We start from the raw sequence: 19,035 nt of genomic DNA on the forward strand, positions 1-19,035 counted from the left end.
GTAGGGGGTGTCCGGACGTGGCGGCGCCCGGAACGAGCGAAGCGAAGTGGAGGTCGCAGTCCGGACACCCCCACCCCCGCGCCGGCCCCCGACCCACCCCGCACCGCCCCCGCCACCACCCCGGACCCCTTCGACCAGGACGACCTCCCCACCACCCCCGGAGCGACAGGCAGACTCCTCCGCGACCTCCTAGGCACCCACCGAACGAGGGCCCTGGCCACGGCCCTGGTCCTCGTAGCCCAGCAGCTGGCCCTCCAGGCAGGCCCACTCCTCGTGGCGTACGCGATCGACAAGGGCGTACCGGCCTTCCGCGCCGGGAACCACACCCCGGTCGTGGCGGTGGCCCTCGCCTACCTGGCCTGCGCGGCGGCCGGCGGCCTGCTCCAGTACGCGTTCGTACGGATGGCCGCGAGGATCAACCAGGCGGTGCTGCTCGACCTGCGCGGCCGCATCTTCCGGCACGCGCAGGCCCTCAGCGTCGACTTCCACGAGCGCTACACCTCGGGCCGGCTGATCTCCCGCTCGACGACCGACGTGGAGTCGCTGCGCGAACTGCTCAACGAGGGCCTCCAGGAGCTGCTCGGGGTGGCCCTGTCGTTCCTGTCGATCGCGGCGATGCTCCTCTGGCTGGACCTGGGCATCGGCGCGGTGGCGGTGGCGTCCTTCGCCCCGCTGTACCTCCTCGTGCAGAGCTACCGCCGCCGCTCCGCCCGGGTGTTCGCGGTCCGCTCGACGGCCATAGCCCAGGTGATCGTGAAGTTCGCGGAAACGATGAACGGCATCCGCCCCGTCAGGGCGTTCCGCCGCGAACAGCACAACGACACGGAGTTCGCGACCCTCAACGCAAACCACGAACGCAGCAACGGCGACGCACTCCTGGAGATGGCCCGGTACGTGGTGGGCTCCCGCCTGGTGGCCAACACGGCGGTCGCCGCCATGTGCCTGTGGGGCGCGTACCGGGTGGCGGGCGGCACCCTGGAGCTGGGCGTGCTGGCGGCGGCGGTGCTGTACGTACGCCGCCTGTACGACCCGATCGACCGCCTCGGCATGTTCCTCAACTCGTACGAGTCGGCGGCAGCCTCGCTGGCGAAGATCGCGGGCCTGCTCGCCCAGGTGCCGGGCGTCCCGGAGGCGACCGCGCCGAGGGAGCTGCCGGTGCGGACGGGCACGCCGGGCCGCGAGGTGGTCTTCGAGGGCGTCGGCTTCGCGTACCGGACGGGCGGCGAGGTGCTGCCGCGCTTCGACCTGACGATCCCGGCGGGCCAGACGGTCGCCGTGGTGGGGGCGACGGGCGCGGGCAAGTCGACGCTGGCGAAGCTGCTGGCCCGCTTCTACGACCCGACGGAGGGCCGGGTGCTCCTCGACGGAACCGACCTACGAGCGCTGGCCACGCCGGAGCTGCGCAAGGGCGTGGTGATGGTGACGCAGGAGGCGTTCCTGTTCTCGGGGACGGTCGCGGAGAACATCGCGATCGGCCGCCCGGAGGCGAGCCGCGAGGAGATCGAGCAGGCGGCGAAGGCGATCGGCGCGCACGAGTTCATCGCGGCGCTGCCGGACGGCTACGACACCGACGTACGCAAGCGGGGCGGCCGCATCTCGGCGGGCCAGCGCCAACTGGTGGCCTTCGCGAGGGCGTTGCTGGCGGACCCGGCGGTGCTGATCCTCGACGAGGCGACCAGCTCGCTGGACGTACCGGGCGAGCGGGCGGTGCAGCGGGCGATGGACACGGTGCTGGCGGGCCGTACGGCGGTGGTGATCGCCCACCGCCTGTCGACGGTGGAGGTGGCGGACCGGGTCCTGGTGATGGAGTCGGGCCGGGTGGTGGAGGACGGCTCACCGGCGCAACTGGTGGGCGGCGAGGGCCGCTACGCGGGGCTGCACAAGGCGTGGCGCGACAGCCTGGTGGGCTGAGTCCAAGGGATGGGAATGGCCGACAGGCCGAGGCGGCGCCCGCACCATGATCCGGGCATCTCCGACACCAGGCGAAGACATCAAATCCAGCCACGGCCCCGGAAGATCCGGCAGACCACCCCCCACCCCTCCCGCACACCCTGACATCGGAGGGCGGCCCCGCACCGACCCCGCGACCGCCCTCCCGATCCGGCCTCCGATGAACGCCGGACGACACTCACCCCATGATCGACGAAACGTCCGCTTAACGAACACGCCCCTTCAAACAGCGGACGATTTCCGGCCAACTTGTTGACGCGCTCCTGACAGGTGGCGGCAACAACTGCCACTCTCTCCCCCGGCTCTTCGCACCAACATTTCGCACCACCGTTCAGCGCATCACCCGTACGTGCTCCACAGCTCAGTTTGCTCACCCCGGGCGGCACCACCCAGTCCTCCCGGTACCCCCCTCGCAAAAGGAGTCTGCGTGAGATCCACGCCCAGCCGTCGCCTCACCGCGACCGGCGCCCTGATCGCTGCCGCCGCCATGATCGCCGTCGGCGTCCAGACCGGTTCCGCCACCGCCGACCAGCTCGGTGCCGCCCCCAAGGCGCAGGCCGCCTCCAAGGCGAACCCCGGCAAGCTGCCGGCCGACCTCTCGCCGGCCCAGCGCGCCGCGCTGATCCGCGCGGCCCAGGCGGACACCGCCGCGACCGCCAAGAAGCTGGGCCTCGGCGCCCAGGAGAAGCTGGTCGTCCGCGACGTCGTCCAGGACCGCGACGGCTCGACCCACACGCGGTACGAGCGCACCTTCGCGGGCCTCCCGGTCCTCGGCGGCGACCTGATCGTCGAGGAGACCAAGGCGGGCGCCACCACGTCCGTCAACAAGGCCACCCGCGCCGACATCACCAAGGTCGACACGACCGCCACCCTCGCCCCGGCCGCGGCCGAGCGCCAGGCGCTGGGCCGTGCCAAGGCCGACGGCTCCAAGAGCACCAAGGCCGACCGCGCCCCGCGCAAGGTCGTGTGGGCCGCCAACGGCACCCCCGTCCTCGCGTACGAGACCGTCGTCGGCGGCCTCCAGCACGACGGCACCCCGAACCAGCTGCACGTCATCACGGACGCCAAGTCCGGTGCGAAGCTGTTCGAGTGGCAGGGTATCGAGACCGGCGTCGGCAACACGATGTACAGCGGCCAGGTCACCCTGGGCACCGCCCCGTCGTACACGCTGACGGACACCACGCGCGGCAACCACAAGACGTACAACCTCAACGGTGGCACGTCGGGTACCGGCGCGCTGTTCTCGAACACCACGGACACGTGGGGCAACGGCCTGGCCTCCAACAAGGAGACGGCCGGCGCCGACGCGCACTACGGTGCCGCGCTCACGTGGGACTACTACAAGAACGTGCAGGGCCGCACCGGTATCCGCGGTGACGGCGTCGGCGCGTACTCCCGCGTCCACTACGGCAACGCGTACGTCAACGCGTTCTGGGACGACTCCTGCTTCTGCATGACCTACGGCGACGGCTCGGGCAACACCAAGCCGCTCACCTCGATCGACGTGGCCGCGCACGAGATGACGCACGGCGTCACCTCCAACACCGCCGGCCTGGTCTACAGCGGTGAGTCCGGCGGCCTCAACGAGGCCACCTCGGACATCATGGCCGCGGCCGTCGAGTTCTACGCCAACAACGCGTCCGACCCGGGCGACTACCTCGTCGGCGAGAAGATCAACATCAACGGCAACGGCACCCCGCTGCGCTACATGGACAAGCCGAGCAAGGACGGCGCGTCCAAGGACGCCTGGTACTCGGGCCTCGGCGGCATCGACGTCCACTACTCCTCGGGTCCGGCGAACCACTTCTTCTACCTGCTCTCCGAGGGCAGCGGCGCCAAGACCGTCAACGGCGTGAACTACGACTCGCCGACCTCCGACGGTCTGCCCGTCACCGGCATAGGCCGGGACAAGGCCGCGCTGATCTGGTTCAAGGCGCTGAGCACCAAGTTCAGCTCCAACACCAACTACGCGGGCGCCCGCACCGGCACCGTCGCGGCCGCCACCGACCTCTACGGCGCCGGCAGCCCCGAGGTCACGGCCGTCGAGAACGCCTGGGCCGGCATCAACGTCGGTCCCCGCCCCGGCGGCGGCACCCCCGGCGGCACGGTCTTCACCAACGACACCGACGTGTCCATCCCGGACAACGGCGTCGCGGTGACCTCGTCGCTGACGGTCTCCGGCGTGACGGGCAACGCCCCGGCCAACCTCGCCGTCGGCGTGGACATCGTCCACACCTACATCGGTGACCTGATCGTCGACCTCATCGCCCCCGACGGCTCGGTCTACAACCTGAGCAACCGCGCCGGTGGCAGCGCCGACAACATCCAGCAGACCTTCTACGTGAACGCCTCCTCGGAGGTCGCCAACGGCGTCTGGAAGCTGCGGGTCCAGGACAAGGCCGCGATCGACACCGGCTACATCAACCAGTTCAAGCTGACCTTCCCGTAAGGAAGAGGCTTGACGGACGCCCGGAGGGAACGTTCCCTCCGGGCGTCCGCCCTTTCTGCCACCGCGACAGCTACCGCTAGCGCTACCGCAGAATCACTCCCCCGTTCTCACCGCTCGCCTCCACCGGAACGGTCACCAGCCCCAGCTCCGCCGGATGCCCGAGGAGCCGATGGGCCGGCAGGACCCGGACGGTGCACCCGAAGGGCCCGGTGCGGTCCAGGGAGAGGGCGCCCCCGTAGGGGACCCGGCCCTCCAGGTCCGGGCCCGCGAGGGGTTTGAGGACGGTGGTCCGGGGGTCGAGAAGGCGGTCGTCGGGGTCGACCCGCCCGGTGACGGCCTGCACCTCGACGTCGTCGGGGCTCAGTTCGCCGAGGGCCACCCGGACCCGGACGGCCGGGGTGGCCCCCAGCTCGGCGTCCTCCAGACCGTCGCCGATCTCCACGTGGTCGACCGACAGCTTCGGCCAGGCCCCGCGCACCCGGGCCTTCCAGGCGGCCAGTCCGCGCGCCTCGGCCGGGCCGAGCGCCCGGTGGGCGGCGGCCGCGGGCGCGTACAGCCGGGTCACGTACTCCGCCACCATGCGGTCGGCGAGCACCTTGGGGCCGAGGTCGCTCAGGGTGCGCCGGACCATCGTGGTCCAGCCGGCGGGCACCCCGTCGGGGCCCCGGTCGTAGAAGCGGGGGGCGACCCGGCGCTCGATCAGCTCGTAGAGCGCGGCGGCCTCCAGGTCGTCGCGGCGGTCCTCGTCGAGGGCGGCGGCCCCGTCGGCGGTGGGGATGGCCCAGCCGAAGTCGGACTCGAACCACTCGTCCCACCAGCCGTCCAGGACCGAGAGGTTGAGGCAGCCGTTGAGCGCGGCCTTCATGCCGCTGGTGCCGCAGGCCTCCAGGGGCCGCAGCGGGTTGTTGAGCCAGACGTCGCAGCCGGGGTAGAGCCCGCGGGCCATGCCCATGCCGTAGTCGGGCAGGAAGACGATCCGGTGGCGTACGCGCGGGTCGTCGGCGAACCGGACCAGCTCCTGGACCAGCCGCTTGCCGCCGTCGTCGTTGGGGTGGGCCTTGCCCGCGACGACCAGCTGCACCGGGCGTTCGGGGTGGAGCAGCAGGGCGCGCAGCCGGTCCTTGTCGCGCAGCATCAGGGTGAGCCGCTTGTACGAGGGGACCCGGCGGGCGAAGCCGATGGTGAGGACGTCGGGGTCGAGGACGGTGTCGGTCCAGCCGAGTTCGGCGGCGGCGGCGCCGCGCTGCCGCCAGGAGGCCCGCAGCCGCTGCCGTACGTCGGCGACGAGCCGTTCGCGCAGGGTGCGGCGGAGTTCCCACAGGGTGCGGTCGTCGGCGTCGGGGCCGAGCCGGGCGACCTCGGGGGCGGTCCAGGTGGGGGCGTGGACGCCGTTGGTGATGGAGGTGAGGGGGATCTCGTCGCCGTCGAAGCCGGGCCAGAGTCCGGCGAACATGGCGCGGCTGACGGCGCCGTGCAGGGTGGAGACGCCGTTGGCGCGCTGGGCGAGCCGGAGGCCCATGGCGGCCATGTTGAAGACGCCGGGCTCGCCGCCGAGCGGGGTCTCGTCGCCGAGGGCGAGGACCCGGCCCACGTCGAGGCCGGGGAGCTCGCCGTCGTCCCCTAGGTGGCGGGCGACCAGGGCCCGGTCGAAGCGGTCGATGCCGGCCGGGACGGGGGTGTGGGTGGTGAAGACGGTGCCGGCCCGGACGGTCTCCAGGGCGGCGTCGAAGGCGAGGCCCTGTCCGGCGAGTTCGCGGATGCGTTCGAGGCCGAGGAGGCCGGCGTGGCCCTCGTTGGTGTGGAAGACCTCGGGCGCGGGGGTGCCGGTGAGCCGGCACCAGGTGCGGACGGCGCGGACGCCGCCGATGCCGAGGAGCATCTCCTGGAGCAGCCGGTGCTCGCTACCGCCGCCGTAGAGCCGGTCGGTGACCTCGCGTTCGCCGGGGGCGTTCTCCTCGACGTCGGAGTCGAGCATGAGCAGCGGGACCCGGCCGACCTGGGCGATCCAGAGGTGGGCGTGGAGGCTGCGGCCGCCGGGCAGGGCGAGGGTGACCCGGGCGGGGGTGCCGTCGGGTTCGCGGAGCAGGGTGACGGGGAGCTCGCCGGGGTCGAGGACGGGGTAGTGCTCCTGCTGCCAGCCGTCGCGCGAGAGGGACTGGCGGAAGTAGCCGTGGCGGTAGAGCAGGCCGACGCCGATGAGCGGGACGCCGAGGTCGCTGGCGGCCTTGAGGTGGTCGCCGGCGAGGATGCCGAGGCCGCCGGAGTACTGGGGCAGGGCGGCGGTGACGCCGAACTCGGGTGAGAAGTACGCGATCGAGGCGGGCGGCTCGCCGGGCTGCCGCTGGTACCAGCGGGGCTCGTGGAGGTAGCGGTCGAGGTCCTCGGCGGCGGCCCGCAGCCGGGCCTGGAAGTCCTGGTCGGCGGCGAGCGCGGCGAGGCGTCCGGCGTCGATGGCGCCGAGCACGCGGACGGGGTCGCCGTCGGCCTGCCCGAGCGGGTCGAGGGAGTCGAAGAGCTCACGGGTGGGTTCGTGCCAGGACCAGCGCAGGTTGCGCGCCAGGTCGGCGAGGGGTCGAAGGGTGTCGGGGAGGACGGGGCGCACGGTGAATCGACGGATTGCCTTCACGTGTTCCACCTTCGCAGGGTGTGACGGAGCGGAGCGGAAGCACCACGCTGTGCGACCACTGTTCCGTCGGGTTCGTCGCGTCCGTCGCGGAGGCTAGACGAAGGTGACGGGTCCCGGCAGGGCGCGCGGGGCGCGTACGGGAAGGTACGGCGCCCCGTAGGGGGAGTCCTGGTTGACGGTGGCCGGGTCGAAGGCGCCGGTGGCGGCGTAGCGGCCGGCGATGGCGGCGAGCTCGTCGGCGGGGATGACCTGGTGGACGTCGGTGAAGCCGTGCGGGGCGCGCCGGTGGGCGAGGTCGATGACGACCTCGGGGCCCTGCCGCCGGTTGGCCCGCTGGAGGGCGGTGGTGACGGGCCGTCGTTCGGCCTCGTAGGCGCGCAGGGCCCGGGCGGGGTCGGGGTGCCGGGCGAGCGCGTAGGCGAGGGCGCGGGCGTCGACGACGGACTGGCTGGCCCCGTTGGAGCCGATGGGGTACATGGCGTGGGCGGCGTCGCCGACGAGGGTGGTGGGGCCGTGGCTCCAGCGGTCGAGGGGTTCGCGGTCGACCATGGGGTACTCCTGGGCGGTCTCGGCGGCGCGCAGCACCCGGGGGACGCTGACGCCGTCGAACTCCCATCCCTCGTAGTGGTGCAGGAACGTTTCCACATCGACGTCCCGGCGCCAGTCGCCCAGCAGCCGCTCCTCGGGGACGGACTCGGCGGGCCGGGCCAGCGCCCAGTTGACCAGCACCTCGCCGCCGGGCCGCGCGGGCCGGGTCATCGGGTAGACCACGGCCTTCTGCCGGTCGTCCCCGGCGATCAGCATGAAGGAGCCGACCGCCGCCGCGGGCAGCCGGGAGACCCCGCGCCACACCAGCATCCCGTTCCACACCGGCCCCGTCTCCCCCGGGTGGAGCGCGGCCCGGACCGCCGAGCGGATCCCGTCGGCGCCGATCAGCACGTCCGGCTCCATCGAGGCCCGCCCGCTGCGACCGCCGTCCCGGTGCACAAGCCGCAGCCGTGGCCGGGGCCGCCCGCCACCCGAAAGCCCGCCGCCCGAAAGCCCGCCGCCCGTGAGCTCCCCGCCCGGGAGCTCCACGCCCGCCACCCGGACGCCCGGCACCACGGCGGCGGACCCGAGCCGGTCCCGTACGGCCTCGGCCAGCACCCGCTGGAGGTGGGCGCGGTGGACCGAGAGCTGGGGCCAGCGGTAGCCGGCGTCCAGGCCGCGCGGCTCGCGGGAGATCAGCGCGCCGGAGCGGTGGTAGTAGCGCAGCTCGCGGGTGCGCAGGGCGGCGCCGGACTCCAGGGCGGGGAGCAGTCCGAGCGCGTCGAGCTCGCGTACCGCGCCCGGCATGAGGTTGAGCCCGGCGCCGGCCGGGCGCAGGGTGCGGGCGGCCTCGACGACGGTGATCCGTTCGAAGCCGACGGCGTGCAGGGCGAGCGCGGTGGTGAGTCCGGCGACTCCGCCGCCGGCGATCACGATGTGGGGGGTCAAGGGGGTCTCCTGCGTCAGGCGCCGCTGCGGCGCACCAGCGTCTCGTTGTCGCGGGTGAGGTCGAGGATCGAGCGGAGCAGGGCGACCGGGGCGCCGCCGCTGCCCTCGTCGTACCGGCGCAGCTCCTCGCGGTAGGCCTTGCGGGCGAGGGTGAGGTGCCGGGCGCGGAAGGACTTGAGCAGGCGCAGCACCCGGGCGAGCGCGTGGGCGGAGGCCTCCAGGGCCGGGGGCAGCCGTTCGGCGCTCTCCCAGCTGATGGCGGCGGACAGTTTGCCGACGGCGGAGACGCCGCCGTGGTGGCGGGCGTGGAAGGCGCGCCAGGACGGCAGGGCGTACGGGAGGGAGTCGGCGAGGAAGGAGTCGTAGGCCGGGTGCGGGCGGTCGCACTGCCAGAGCGTGAGGTCGACCGGCCAGAGCGGTATCTGGGCGGCGGCGGGGCCGAGGTAGTCCCGTCCCGCGACGTCGATCTCCTCGAAGTAGGGGCGCAGGGTGCGCGCGAAGTACTCGGGCGAGACGCGGGCGACGGTGAAGTCGATGGCGTCGACGACGGTCCGTACGTGCTCGGCCGTGCGGTCGAGGGCGTGGGCGAAGCCGGGGTCGTACGGTTCGAGGCGGGCGATCCGGTCGCAGCTGTCGAGGGCGGCGACGAGCCCGGGGTAGGTCATCCGGACGGCTTCCTGGAGGTGGGCCTCCATGGGGTGGCCGGTGTAGCTGCGGCGGCGGGGGCCTGTGGGGTTCCAGGCCGTGTAGTGGTGGACGGTGTCGCGGGGCACCATGTCGGTGCGCCGGGCGAGCAGTTCGAGGACCGGGAGCACCTCGGGGACGGCGGCGACGGGCTGGACGCCGTGCCGTTTCAGCGAGCCGAGCAGGATGCCGAGGTCCCGCATGGCGGCGAGGGCGGCGACCACGCTCCAGTCGGCGGCCCGGTCGGGGTCGGGCACGAGGGCGCGCAGGGCGACGGTGAGGGCGGCGGTGTCGGCGTCGGCGTTCATCGCGGGGACGGCGGCGAGCACGGCGTCGGCGCCGAGGGGGTCGGCGGCGCGGATGTCGCCGGTGCGGCAGCGCGGGTCGGTGCGTTCGTCGAGTCCGGGCACGACGAGGTCGTACGGCATCACAACGGGCCCCCTCGGGGGAGGTAGGTGAGTGGGGTGGGTGCGGTTCCGCCCGGGCCGGCCGCAGGTGCGGCGGGCCCGGCTCGCTCACCCGGTCCGGCCGGTGGTGCCCAGGTCGTAGCCGTCGAGACAGGCCCGGGCCAGTGCCTCGCAGGCGTCGGCGGCGCCGGCCCGGGTCTGCATGGTGAGGTAGACGTGCGGGGCGCCCTGGTAGAAGCGCTCGTACTGCTCGTGGCGTCCGGCGAACTCGGAGCCGAGGGCGTCCCAGGCGAGTTTCAGCAGCTTGATCCGGTCCTCGGCGGGCTCGCCGGGGGTGCGGAAGTACTGGTGGACGAGCGGTCCGAGTTCGGGGTGGAGCAGGTCGCGGCCGCTCGCGGGGAGCTGGATCAGCGCCCCGCCGGCGAGCAGCTTGATGTCCTGGACGACGCGGGGGTAGAGCTCGCCCGCCATGATCCGCTGGGCGAAGGAGATCTCCTGCCCGGGCCGTACGCCGCCCCGGCCGCCGTCGACCTCCTCCCAGGAGGCCTCGGCGGCGAGCACGAAGGCCTTGGCCTGGGCGACGGCGCCGAGCAGCCGCCCGATGGCCTGGGTGACGGCCGGCACCTGCTCGGTCCCGTGGGAGCGGGCGACGAGGATGGCGAGGCCGGTGAGGAACTCCAGCTTGGTCCAGAAGCGGGTCGCGGACTGGTGGGTGAGGTGGAGGTAGGCGGGGGTGCGCCACCACATGGCGGCGGTGGCGGCCGGGGAGCGGTAGGTGAGCACCCGCTCCCAGGGCACGAAGACGTCCTCGCAGACCAGCAGCGCGTCGTTCTCGTCGTACCGCGAGGAGAGCGGCTGGTCGTATACGGAACGGGCGCGCTGCTCGTACGAGCTGCGGGAGATCAGCTTCAGGCCGGGGGTGTCGACGGGGACGGCGAAGCTGAGGGCGTGCTCGGCGTCGTCGGCGGCGAGGGGTTCGATGGTGCCGACGAGGATCTCGTCGGCGAAGACGGCCCCGGTGCCGACGCTCTTGGCGCCGCGTACGACGATCCCGCCGTCGCGCTCCTGGACGGCCCGGATCCGCAGGTCGTCCTCGCCGGTCCCGGAGGGCGGGTCGGTGAGGGTGAAGGCGCAGTGCAGGTCGCCCTCGGCGAGCCGCCGGTGGAAGGCGAGGGCGTGCTCGCCCCCGTCGAAGTCGCTGTCCTCGGCGGCGAAGGCGCCCGGCAGGGCGGCGAATCCGGCCGCCCCGGAGGCCATGTAGTCCGGGGTACGCCCGAGGAAACCGAACCCGGCCTCCGCCCCCGCCTTGTAGGCGTGCCGGCGGGCGACGAGATCCTCGTACGAGCGGGGCACGGCGTACGCGCGGTGCACCCCGCCCTGGGTCAGGACGGGCCGCAGGGCCGGGTCGGCGGCGAGCTCGTAGAGCCGGGCGAAGGAGGCGGCGGCCGAGCGGAAGGCCGGGTGCGCGGTGACGTCCCGGACCCGCTCCCCGTCGAGCCACACCTCCCGCCCGTCGCGTAACGCCGCCAGATACTCCTGCCCCGACCTCGTCACCGGTGACTCGCCTCTCCTCGGGAATGCCGCGGGTTGCCACGACGCGCCGTCCGAGCCTCCACGGCCGCGACCCCCTGGGCAATGAGCGTCCGTCCAGGGGTCTTTAAGAACCGGCCAGCCCGAAGAGGGGCGCCCGGCGGGCTCAGGCGGCGCTGGCGACCCCCGCCCGGTACTCCCCCGGGGTCATCGCGAACCGCTTGCGGAAGGCGAGGTGGAAGCCGACGGCGCTCTGGTAGCCGACGCGGGGCGGGACGGAGGACTGGGGCAGGGAGGTCTCGGTGAGGAGGCGGGCGGCTTCCTGCATGCGGCGGGCGGTGAGGTGGCGGGCCGGGGACTCGCCGACGAGGTCGCGGAAGGCGGCGGTGAAGGCGGAGCGGGACATGCCGACCTCGCGGGCCAGGGATTCTATGGTCCACGGCTCGGCGAAGCGGGTCGCGATCATCACCAGGGCGCGGCTGATGCCGGGGTGGGCCAGGACGGGGAGCGAGGCGGGGTTGTCGGCCAGTTCGCGCAGGAGCGGGCGCAGGGCGAGGACCAGGGCCATCTCGAAGGCGCGCAGGGTGATCAGGCGGTCGCCGGGGCCGACCGGGCGGTCGGGGGCGGCGAGCAGCCGGAGGGTGTCGCGGAGCAGGGGTTCGCGGTCGACCTGGGCGCCGTCGAGGACCAGGGCCCAGGGCAGCGACCGGTAGAGGCCGGTGGCGGCGCTGGCGTCGTAGTGGAGTCCGGCGCACAGCAGCCGGCTCTCGGCGCCGGTGCCCTCGATGCGGATCTCGCCCGAGGTGCCGGGCCTGCGTTCGGGCAGCACGGCCTTGAGCGGGACGCCCTGGCGGTCGGGGCGGTCGGAGAGCCGGTGCGCGAGGCCGGTGGGGAAGACGATGAGGTCGCCGGCGCCCAGCTCGATGGGGGTCTGGCCGGCGCCGGTGATCCAGCAGCCGCCCTCGACGATGTAGTGGAGGACGGCGCAGCTCTGTTCGGCGTCGCCCTCGATGGCCCAGGGGGCGCTGACGTGCCAGCGGCTGTCGAAGACCCCGGTGAGACGGAGCGGTTTCAGCAGTTCGCTGAGGAGGTCGTCGTGCTCCGCCTGGCGACGGCCGGCACGCTGGGTTCCCACGGTTTCCATGGACGATCCTTCAACTTCCGCCCCGGTTTGTTAATTGAACGGATGGAGCCGCCGCCACAGCCTGTGAAGGAGCCGACACGGCAGCGGCGGGTCACACCTTATCGAAGGGCCTCATCGACACATGTCCAGTCAGATTCCGATGCGGGTGGCGGTCGTGGGGGCGACCGGTTTCCAGGGCGGCGCCGTGGCGCGGCTGCTCGCCGAGCGGCACCACCGCGTCCGTACGCTGACCCGCCGCCCGGACGGCGACCGGCCGCCGCTGCCGGGCACCGAGTTCGTGGCGGGCGAGCTCGGCAGCCCGGCGGACGTACGGCGCCTGTTCGAGGGCGCGACGCACGCCTTCGTCACGATGCCGCTGGTGTACGACGCGGAGCGGGTGCGCGGCTTCGCGCGGAGCATCGCGCGGGCGGCGCTCTCCATGGGGGTCGAGCGGCTGGTGTTCAACGCCAACACGCGGGTGCCGCGGGCGGCGACGTCGGTGGCGGCGTTCGAGACGCGGCGGGCGGCGGAGGAGGTGTTCCGGCGCAGCGGGCTGCCGCTGGTGGTGCTGCGGCCCCCGGTGTATCTGGACAACCTGTTCTCGCCGTGGAACGGGCCGGACCTCGTGAACGAGGGTGTGCTGGCCTATCCGCTGCCGGCGGACGCGCCGGTCGCCTGGATCAGCCACCGTGACCTGGCGCGGGCGGCGTACGCGGCGCTGACCGGGGAGGGTCTGGAGGGGCGTGTCCTCGACATCGGCGGGGCGGTGTCGCTGACCGGCCCGGACCTGGCGGCGGCGTTCGGCCGGGGGCTGGGGCGCTCGGTGCGCTATGTGCCGCTGCGGCCCGAGGTGTTCGAGCGGAGCCTTGCGGGGCTGCTCGGCCCGGGGACGGCGGCCGGGGTGGCGGGCATCTACCACCATCTGGCGGCGGGCGGCGATCCGCTGCTGCTCGCGGGCGACGACGGGGTGTCGGCCGAGGTCCTGGCGGTGGACCCGGCCCCGGTGGAGGAGTGGGTGACCCGGCAGCCCTGGCAGGTGTGGGCGGGCGACAGCGACACCCGGGAGCAGCCCGCCTCCAGCCCGTGAGCCCGCTCGCGCCCTCGTGAACCGACGCACACACCATGACCACCCGGGACCGGAGCCACGGTCCGGACCCGGGGGGAACCGGCCCCGTCCGACAAGGACGGGGCCGTTTTCTTGTCCGGGACGTGTTCTTGTCGGTCCGGCTACGTCCTAGTAGTTAACAAAGCGCCGGATTGCCCACCCGAAATCCGTGGGAAGGCTCCTCCCCGTACCCCTCCTTACTCCCTTCAGACCCGCCATCCGAGTGAACGCGCACAGGAGCGGTCATGCCCGCAACCCGCCGGCCGTCGACGGAGCTAGAAAGAGCGCACCACCACCCGAATCCTCGCGAACCGTCAGGTGATGCTGTGAATCCGCTCATGGGACGCATTCCCGTACTGGACGTCCGCCCGCTGGTCGACTGCGGCCGCCGCCCCGCGAAGGCGGTGGTGGGCGAGACCTTCGAGGTGTCGGCCACGATCTTCCGCGAAGGCCATGACGTCGTCGCCGCCAACGTCGTCCTGCGCGGCCCGTCCGGCCGGCCGGGGCCCTGGACCCCGATGCGCGAACTGGCCCCCGGCACCGACCGGTGGGGCGCCGAGGTCACCCCGGACGCCGAGGGCGCCTGGTCGTACACGGTCGAGGCGTGGAGCGATCCGCTGGCGACCTGGCGGCACACCGCGAGGATCAAGATCCCGGCGGGGATCGACTCGGAGCTGGTCCTCGCGGAGGGCGCGCTGCTGCACGAGCGGGCCGCGAAGGGCGTGCCGAAGAAGGGCGGCGGCCGTGAGGCGGTGCTCGCCGTGGCGGACACGCTGCGCGACGAGTCCCGGCCGGCCGCGGTCCGCCTGGCGGCGGCGCTCGCCCCGCGCGTCCTGGACGCCCTGGACCGGCACCCGCTGCGCGAACTGCTCACCGTCTCCCCCGCGTTGCCGCTGCGGGTGGAGCGCGAGCGGGCCCTGGTCGGCTCCTGGTACGAGTTCTTCCCGCGCTCCGAGGGCGTACGGAAGGTCCGCGGCCGCACCCGGCCCGGCACCTTCCGGACGGCCGCCGAGCGGCTGCCGGCCATCGCCGCGATGGGCTTCGACGTGGTGTACCTGCCGCCGATCCACCCGATCGGCGTCACCCACCGCAAGGGCCCGAACAACTCGCTGTCGGCGAGCCCGGAGGACGTGGGGGTGCCGTGGGCGATCGGCTCGCCGGAGGGCGGCCACGACGCGGTCCACCCGGACCTCGGCACGATCGAGGACTTCGACGCCTTCGTGGCCCGGGCCCGGGAGCTGCGGCTGGAGATCGCGCTGGACTTCGCGCTCCAGTGTTCGCCCGACCACCCGTGGGTGGAGAAGCACCCGGAGTGGTTCACCCACCGGCCGGACGGCTCGATCGCGTACGCGGAGAACCCGCCGAAGAAGTACCAGGACATCTACCCGATCGACTTCGACGGCGCCGCCGACGGCATGGACGGGATCGTCGCCGAGACCGTCCGGGTGCTGCGGCACTGGATGGACCACGGGGTGCGGATCTTCCGGGTCGACAACCCGCACACCAAGCCGGTGGTGTTCTGGGAGCGGGTGATCGGGGAGATCAACCGGGCCGATCCGGACGTGATCTTCCTGGCGGAGGCGTTCACCCGGCCCGCGATGATGCGCACGCTCGGCGCGGTCGGCTTCCAGCAGTCGTACACGTACTTCACCTGGCGCAACACCAAGGAGGAGCTCACGGAGTACCTGACCGAACTCTCCGGGGAGGCCGCCGCCCACATGCGGCCCAACTTCTTCGTGAACACCCCGGACATCCTGCACGCCTACCTCCAGACCGGCGGCCGGCCGGCCTTCGAGGTGCGGGCGGTGCTCGCCGCCACCCTCTCGCCCACCTGGGGCATGTACGCCGGGTACGAGCTGTGCGAGGGCACCCCGCTGCGGGACGGCAGCGAGGAGTACCTGGACTCGGAGAAGTACCAACTGCGGCCCCGCGACTGGGAGTCGGCGGAGCGCTCGGGCGCCTCGATCGCCCCGCTGGTCACCGCGCTCAACCGGATCCGGCGCCGTCACCCGGCGCTGCGCCGGCTGCGGAACCTGACCTTCCACACGACCGACAACGACGCCGTGATCGCGTACGCCAAGCGCTCCGGTTCGAACACCGTTCTGGTGGTCGCCAACCTCGACCCCCACCACACCCAGGAGGCCACGGTCTCGTTGGACATGCCGGAACTCGGCCTGGACTGGCACGAGACCGTACCGGTGCGCGACGAGCTCACCGGCGAGACCTATCACTGGGGCAGGCACAACTACGTGCGCCTAGAGCCGGGCGTCAGGCCCGCGCACGTACTCGTCCTGCGACCGTCCCCGCAGACCGGAGGGTCACCCACATCATGACTGTCAACGAACCCGTCCCCGACACCTTCGAGGACACCCCCGCCAAGGACCGCGACCCCGACTGGTTCAAGCGGGCGGTCTTCTACGAGGTCCTGGTCCGCTCCTTCCAGGACAGCAACGGCGACGGAGTAGGCGACCTGAAGGGCATCACGTCCCGCCTGGACTATCTCCAGTGGCTGGGCGTCGACTGCCTCTGGCTGCCGCCCTTCTTCAGGTCCCCCTTGCGGGACGGCGGCTACGACGTCGCCGACTACACCTCCGTCCTGCCCGAGTTCGGCGACCTCGCCGACTTCGTGGAGTTCGTGGACGCGGCGCACGCCCGCGGCATGCGCGTGATCATCGACTTCGTCATGAACCACACCAGCGACCAGCACCCGTGGTTCCAGGAGTCCCGCAGCGACCCCGAGGGCCCCTACGGGGACTACTACGTCTGGGCCGACGACGACAAGCAGTACGCGGACGCCCGGATCATCTTCGTCGACACCGAGACCTCCAACTGGACCTTCGACCCGGTCCGCAAGCAGTACTACTGGCACCGCTTCTTCTCCCACCAGCCGGACCTCAACTACGAGAACCCGGCGGTCCAGGAGGAGATCATGTCCTCGCTGCGCTTCTGGCTGGACCTGGGCATCGACGGCTTCCGGCTCGACGCGGTGCCGTACCTGTACCAGCGGGAGGGCACCAACTGCGAGAACCTGCCCGCCACCCACACCTTCCTGAAGCGGGTGCGCAAGGAGATCGACGAGCACTACCCGGACACGGTGCTGCTGGCCGAGGCGAACCAGTGGCCGGAGGACGTGGTCGACTACTTCGGCGACTTCGCCTCCGGCGGCGACGAGTGCCACATGGCCTTCCACTTCCCGGTGATGCCGAGGATCTTCATGGCCGTGCGGCGCGAGTCGCGCCACCCGGTCTCGGAGATCCTGGCGAAGACCCCGCAGATCCCGTCCGGCTGCCAGTGGGGCATCTTCCTGCGCAACCACGACGAGCTCACCCTCGAAATGGTCACCGACGAAGAGCGCGACTACATGTACGCCGAGTACGCCAAGGACCCGAGGATGCGGGCCAACATCGGCATCCGGCGGCGGCTCGCCCCGCTCCTCGACAACGACCGCAAGCAGATGGAGCTGTTCACCGCCCTGCTCTTCTCGCTGCCGGGCTCCCCGGTGCTGTACTACGGCGACGAGATCGGCATGGGCGACAACATCTGGCTGGGCGACCGGGACGGGGTGCGGACCCCGATGCAGTGGACCCCGGACCGCAACGCGGGCTTCTCCTCCTGCGACCCGGGGCGGCTCTACCTGCCGGCCATCATGGACCCGGTCCACGGCTACCAGGTGACCAACGTGGAGGCGGGGATGGCCTCGCCGTCCTCGCTGCTGCACTGGACGAAGCGGATGATCGAGATCCGGAAGCAGAACCGTGCCTTCGGGACGGGGACGTACGCGGAACTCCCCTCGACCAACCCGGCGGTGCTGGCCTTCCTCCGGGAGACCACCCCCGAGGAGGGCCTCGACGCCGACCTCGTCCTGTGCGTGAACAACTTCTCCCGCCACGCCCAGCCGACCGAGCTGGACCTGCGCCGATTCGACGGGGTGCGGCCGGTGGAGCTGATCGGCGGGGTGGAGTTCCCGGCGATCGGACAGCTGCCGTATCTGCTCACCCTCGCCGGGCACGGCTTCTACTGGTTCCGCCTCAAGCGGTCCTGAAGCAGCGCCAATTCGGCGCTGCCCCGTGTGGGGCGGTTTCCCCCGCCCCACACAGGGAACTGTGTCCCACACACACTTCAGGTCCATACGGGCCTTCTTGCCGGGCCCATACGGATCTTCCCCTTCCGACACGTCCCGCACAGCCGGACAGCCGAAGCCGCCATCCGGGACACTCTGCGCATTTGAACGCATACGAACCTCAGGTGCGCACCCCGGGGAAAGGACGCGATGCCATGCCGGAGACCGCATCCACCACCCGGGCCCCGGATGCCCTCCTTCCGTCGCTCACACCTCTGCTCCACGGCTGGCTGCCCCGGCAGCGCTGGTTCGCCGGCAAGGGCCGGCGGGTCACCGGCTTCACCCTGGACGCGGCCACCGAGCTGCTGCCGCTGGACGGCACAGGACCCGGACTCCTCCATCTGCTCGTACGGGTCGAACAGCCGGGCCGCCCGGCCGGAACGCCCGCCGACTGCTACCAGTTGCTCCTCGGCGTGCGGCCGCAGCTGCCGCCGCGCCTCGCCCCCGCCCTGATCGGGCGGATCCGGCAGGGCCCGCTCGCCGGACGGGCCGTCTACGAGGGGCTGCGCGACCCGCGGCTCGCCGGACTGCTCTACGAGCGGCTGCGCTCCCCGGGCCGGATCGGGCCGCTGCGGTTCCACACCACGACGGCGCTGCCGCCCGCCCTGGCCCCCCGGGTGCTCGACGCCGAGCAGTCCAACTCCTCGCTGGTCTACGGGGATTCGTTCATCCTGAAGATCTTCCGTCGGGTCAGCCCCGGCGCCAACCCCGACCTGGAGCTGCCGCTGGCGCTGGCCGGCGCGGGCTGCGCCCGGGTCCCGGCGCCGGTCGCCTGGTTCGAGACGGGCGCGGCCACCCTGGGCGTGCTCCAGCCCTATCTGCGCGACTCGCGCGACGGCTGGCGGCTCGCGCTCGACGCGCTGGCCGACGGGCGGGAGTTCACCGGCGAGGCCTTCGCCCTGGGCCGGGCCACCGCCGAGGTCCATCTCGCGCTCGCCGCCGCCCTGCCCACCGAGCGGCTGCACCGCGCGCAGTCGCGGCACCTCGCGGCGGCCATGGACGCCCGGCTGCACGCCGCCGCCCAGGCCGTCCCTGCCCTCCTCCCGCACGTGCCGGGGCTGCGCTCGGTCTTCGCCGCGGCCGAGGACGCGCTCGGTTCGGGGCGGCTCCAGCGCATCCACGGCGACCTCCACCTCGGGCAGACGCTGCGCGGCGCCGACGGGGGCTGGGCCGTGATCGACTTCGAGGGCGAGCCGGCCAAGCCGCTGGACGAGCGGCGCAGCCCGCAGCCGACCGTCCGCGACATCGCCGGCATGCTGCGCTCCTTCGACTACGCGGCCCGCACCCACCGCCCCTGGAACGCGGACTGGGCGGCCCGCTGCCGGGCCGCCTACTGCACCGGCTACGCGGAGGCCGCCGGTACGGATCCGCGCGACGACCCGGCGCTGCTGCGGGCGTACGAGACGGACAAGGCGGTGTACGAGGTCGTCTACGAGGCCCGGCACCGGCCGGACTGGCTGCCGGTCCCGATGGCGGCCATCGAACGCCTGTCGAGCGGCACCCCGTGACCCCGTTCGGCCCAGCCGGGCGGGGCCCTGGCCTGCGGTGCGGGTCACTCGCACCGT

11 protein-coding genes are annotated in these 19,035 nt (G+C 72.9%); 6 read left to right on the forward strand and 5 right to left on the reverse strand.

Annotated features, from left to right (window positions below; all coding sequences use genetic code 11):
• Positions 1–1,911: ABC transporter ATP-binding protein (locus tag ABTZ54_RS23000; protein ID WP_351666186.1), on the forward strand; the 1,911-nt coding region annotated here is incomplete at its 5' end.
• Positions 1,912–2,377: 466 nt separating this feature from the next.
• The gene (locus ABTZ54_RS23005; RefSeq protein ID WP_351666188.1) at positions 2,378–4,399 is read left to right on the forward strand and encodes a M4 family metallopeptidase; all 2,022 of its coding nucleotides are present in this window, start codon (positions 2,378–2,380) and stop codon (positions 4,397–4,399) included.
• An 82-nt stretch (positions 4,400–4,481) separates the two neighbouring features.
• Here the strand turns inward: ABTZ54_RS23005 and glgP are convergent, their stop codons facing one another.
• The 5 genes from glgP to ABTZ54_RS23030 all read right to left on the reverse strand — a co-directional run bounded on the left by glgP (position 4,482) and on the right by ABTZ54_RS23030 (position 12,266).
• The gene (gene glgP, locus ABTZ54_RS23010) at positions 4,482–7,025 is read right to left on the reverse strand and encodes an alpha-glucan family phosphorylase (RefSeq protein ID WP_351666190.1); all 2,544 of its coding nucleotides are present in this window, start codon (positions 7,023–7,025) and stop codon (positions 4,482–4,484) included.
• Positions 7,026–7,118: 93 nt separating this feature from the next.
• Positions 7,119–8,501, reverse strand: a complete 1,383-nt coding sequence (locus ABTZ54_RS23015; RefSeq protein WP_351666192.1) for an FAD-dependent monooxygenase — start codon at positions 8,499–8,501, stop codon at positions 7,119–7,121.
• 14 nt (positions 8,502–8,515) lie between these two features.
• Complete coding sequence (locus tag ABTZ54_RS23020) at positions 8,516–9,613, reverse strand: monodechloroaminopyrrolnitrin synthase PrnB family protein (RefSeq protein ID WP_351666194.1); 1,098 nt, start codon at positions 9,611–9,613, stop codon at positions 8,516–8,518.
• Positions 9,614–9,700: 87 nt separating this feature from the next.
• Positions 9,701–11,146, reverse strand: a complete 1,446-nt coding sequence (locus ABTZ54_RS23025; protein ID WP_351666196.1) for a 4-hydroxyphenylacetate 3-hydroxylase family protein — start codon at positions 11,144–11,146, stop codon at positions 9,701–9,703.
• A 142-nt stretch (positions 11,147–11,288) separates the two neighbouring features.
• Positions 11,289–12,266, reverse strand: coding sequence for an AraC family transcriptional regulator (locus tag ABTZ54_RS23030; RefSeq protein WP_351666198.1), 978 nt, complete (start codon positions 12,264–12,266; stop codon positions 11,289–11,291).
• A 121-nt stretch (positions 12,267–12,387) separates the two neighbouring features.
• Between ABTZ54_RS23030 and ABTZ54_RS23035 the strand changes: the two genes are divergently transcribed.
• From ABTZ54_RS23035 to ABTZ54_RS23050, 4 genes are all read left to right on the forward strand, one after another.
• On the forward strand, positions 12,388–13,332 hold the full coding sequence (locus tag ABTZ54_RS23035) for an SDR family oxidoreductase (RefSeq protein WP_351666200.1): 945 nt from the start codon (positions 12,388–12,390) through the stop codon (positions 13,330–13,332).
• A 356-nt stretch (positions 13,333–13,688) separates the two neighbouring features.
• On the forward strand, positions 13,689–15,683 hold the full coding sequence (locus ABTZ54_RS23040) for an alpha-1,4-glucan--maltose-1-phosphate maltosyltransferase (RefSeq protein WP_351666202.1): 1,995 nt from the start codon (positions 13,689–13,691) through the stop codon (positions 15,681–15,683).
• The gene (gene treS, locus ABTZ54_RS23045; protein WP_351666204.1) at positions 15,680–17,392 is read left to right on the forward strand and encodes a maltose alpha-D-glucosyltransferase; all 1,713 of its coding nucleotides are present in this window, start codon (positions 15,680–15,682) and stop codon (positions 17,390–17,392) included. Before ABTZ54_RS23040 ends, treS begins: the two co-directional genes overlap by 4 nt.
• Before the next feature lie 233 nt (positions 17,393–17,625).
• Positions 17,626–18,978, forward strand: a complete 1,353-nt coding sequence (locus ABTZ54_RS23050) for a maltokinase N-terminal cap-like domain-containing protein (protein WP_351666206.1) — start codon at positions 17,626–17,628, stop codon at positions 18,976–18,978.
• Positions 18,979–19,035: the final 57 nt, after the last annotated feature.

The sequence above is a fragment of the Streptomyces sp. NPDC094032 genome, assembly GCF_040303965.1.
Classification (GTDB): domain Bacteria; phylum Actinomycetota; class Actinomycetes; order Streptomycetales; family Streptomycetaceae; genus Streptomyces.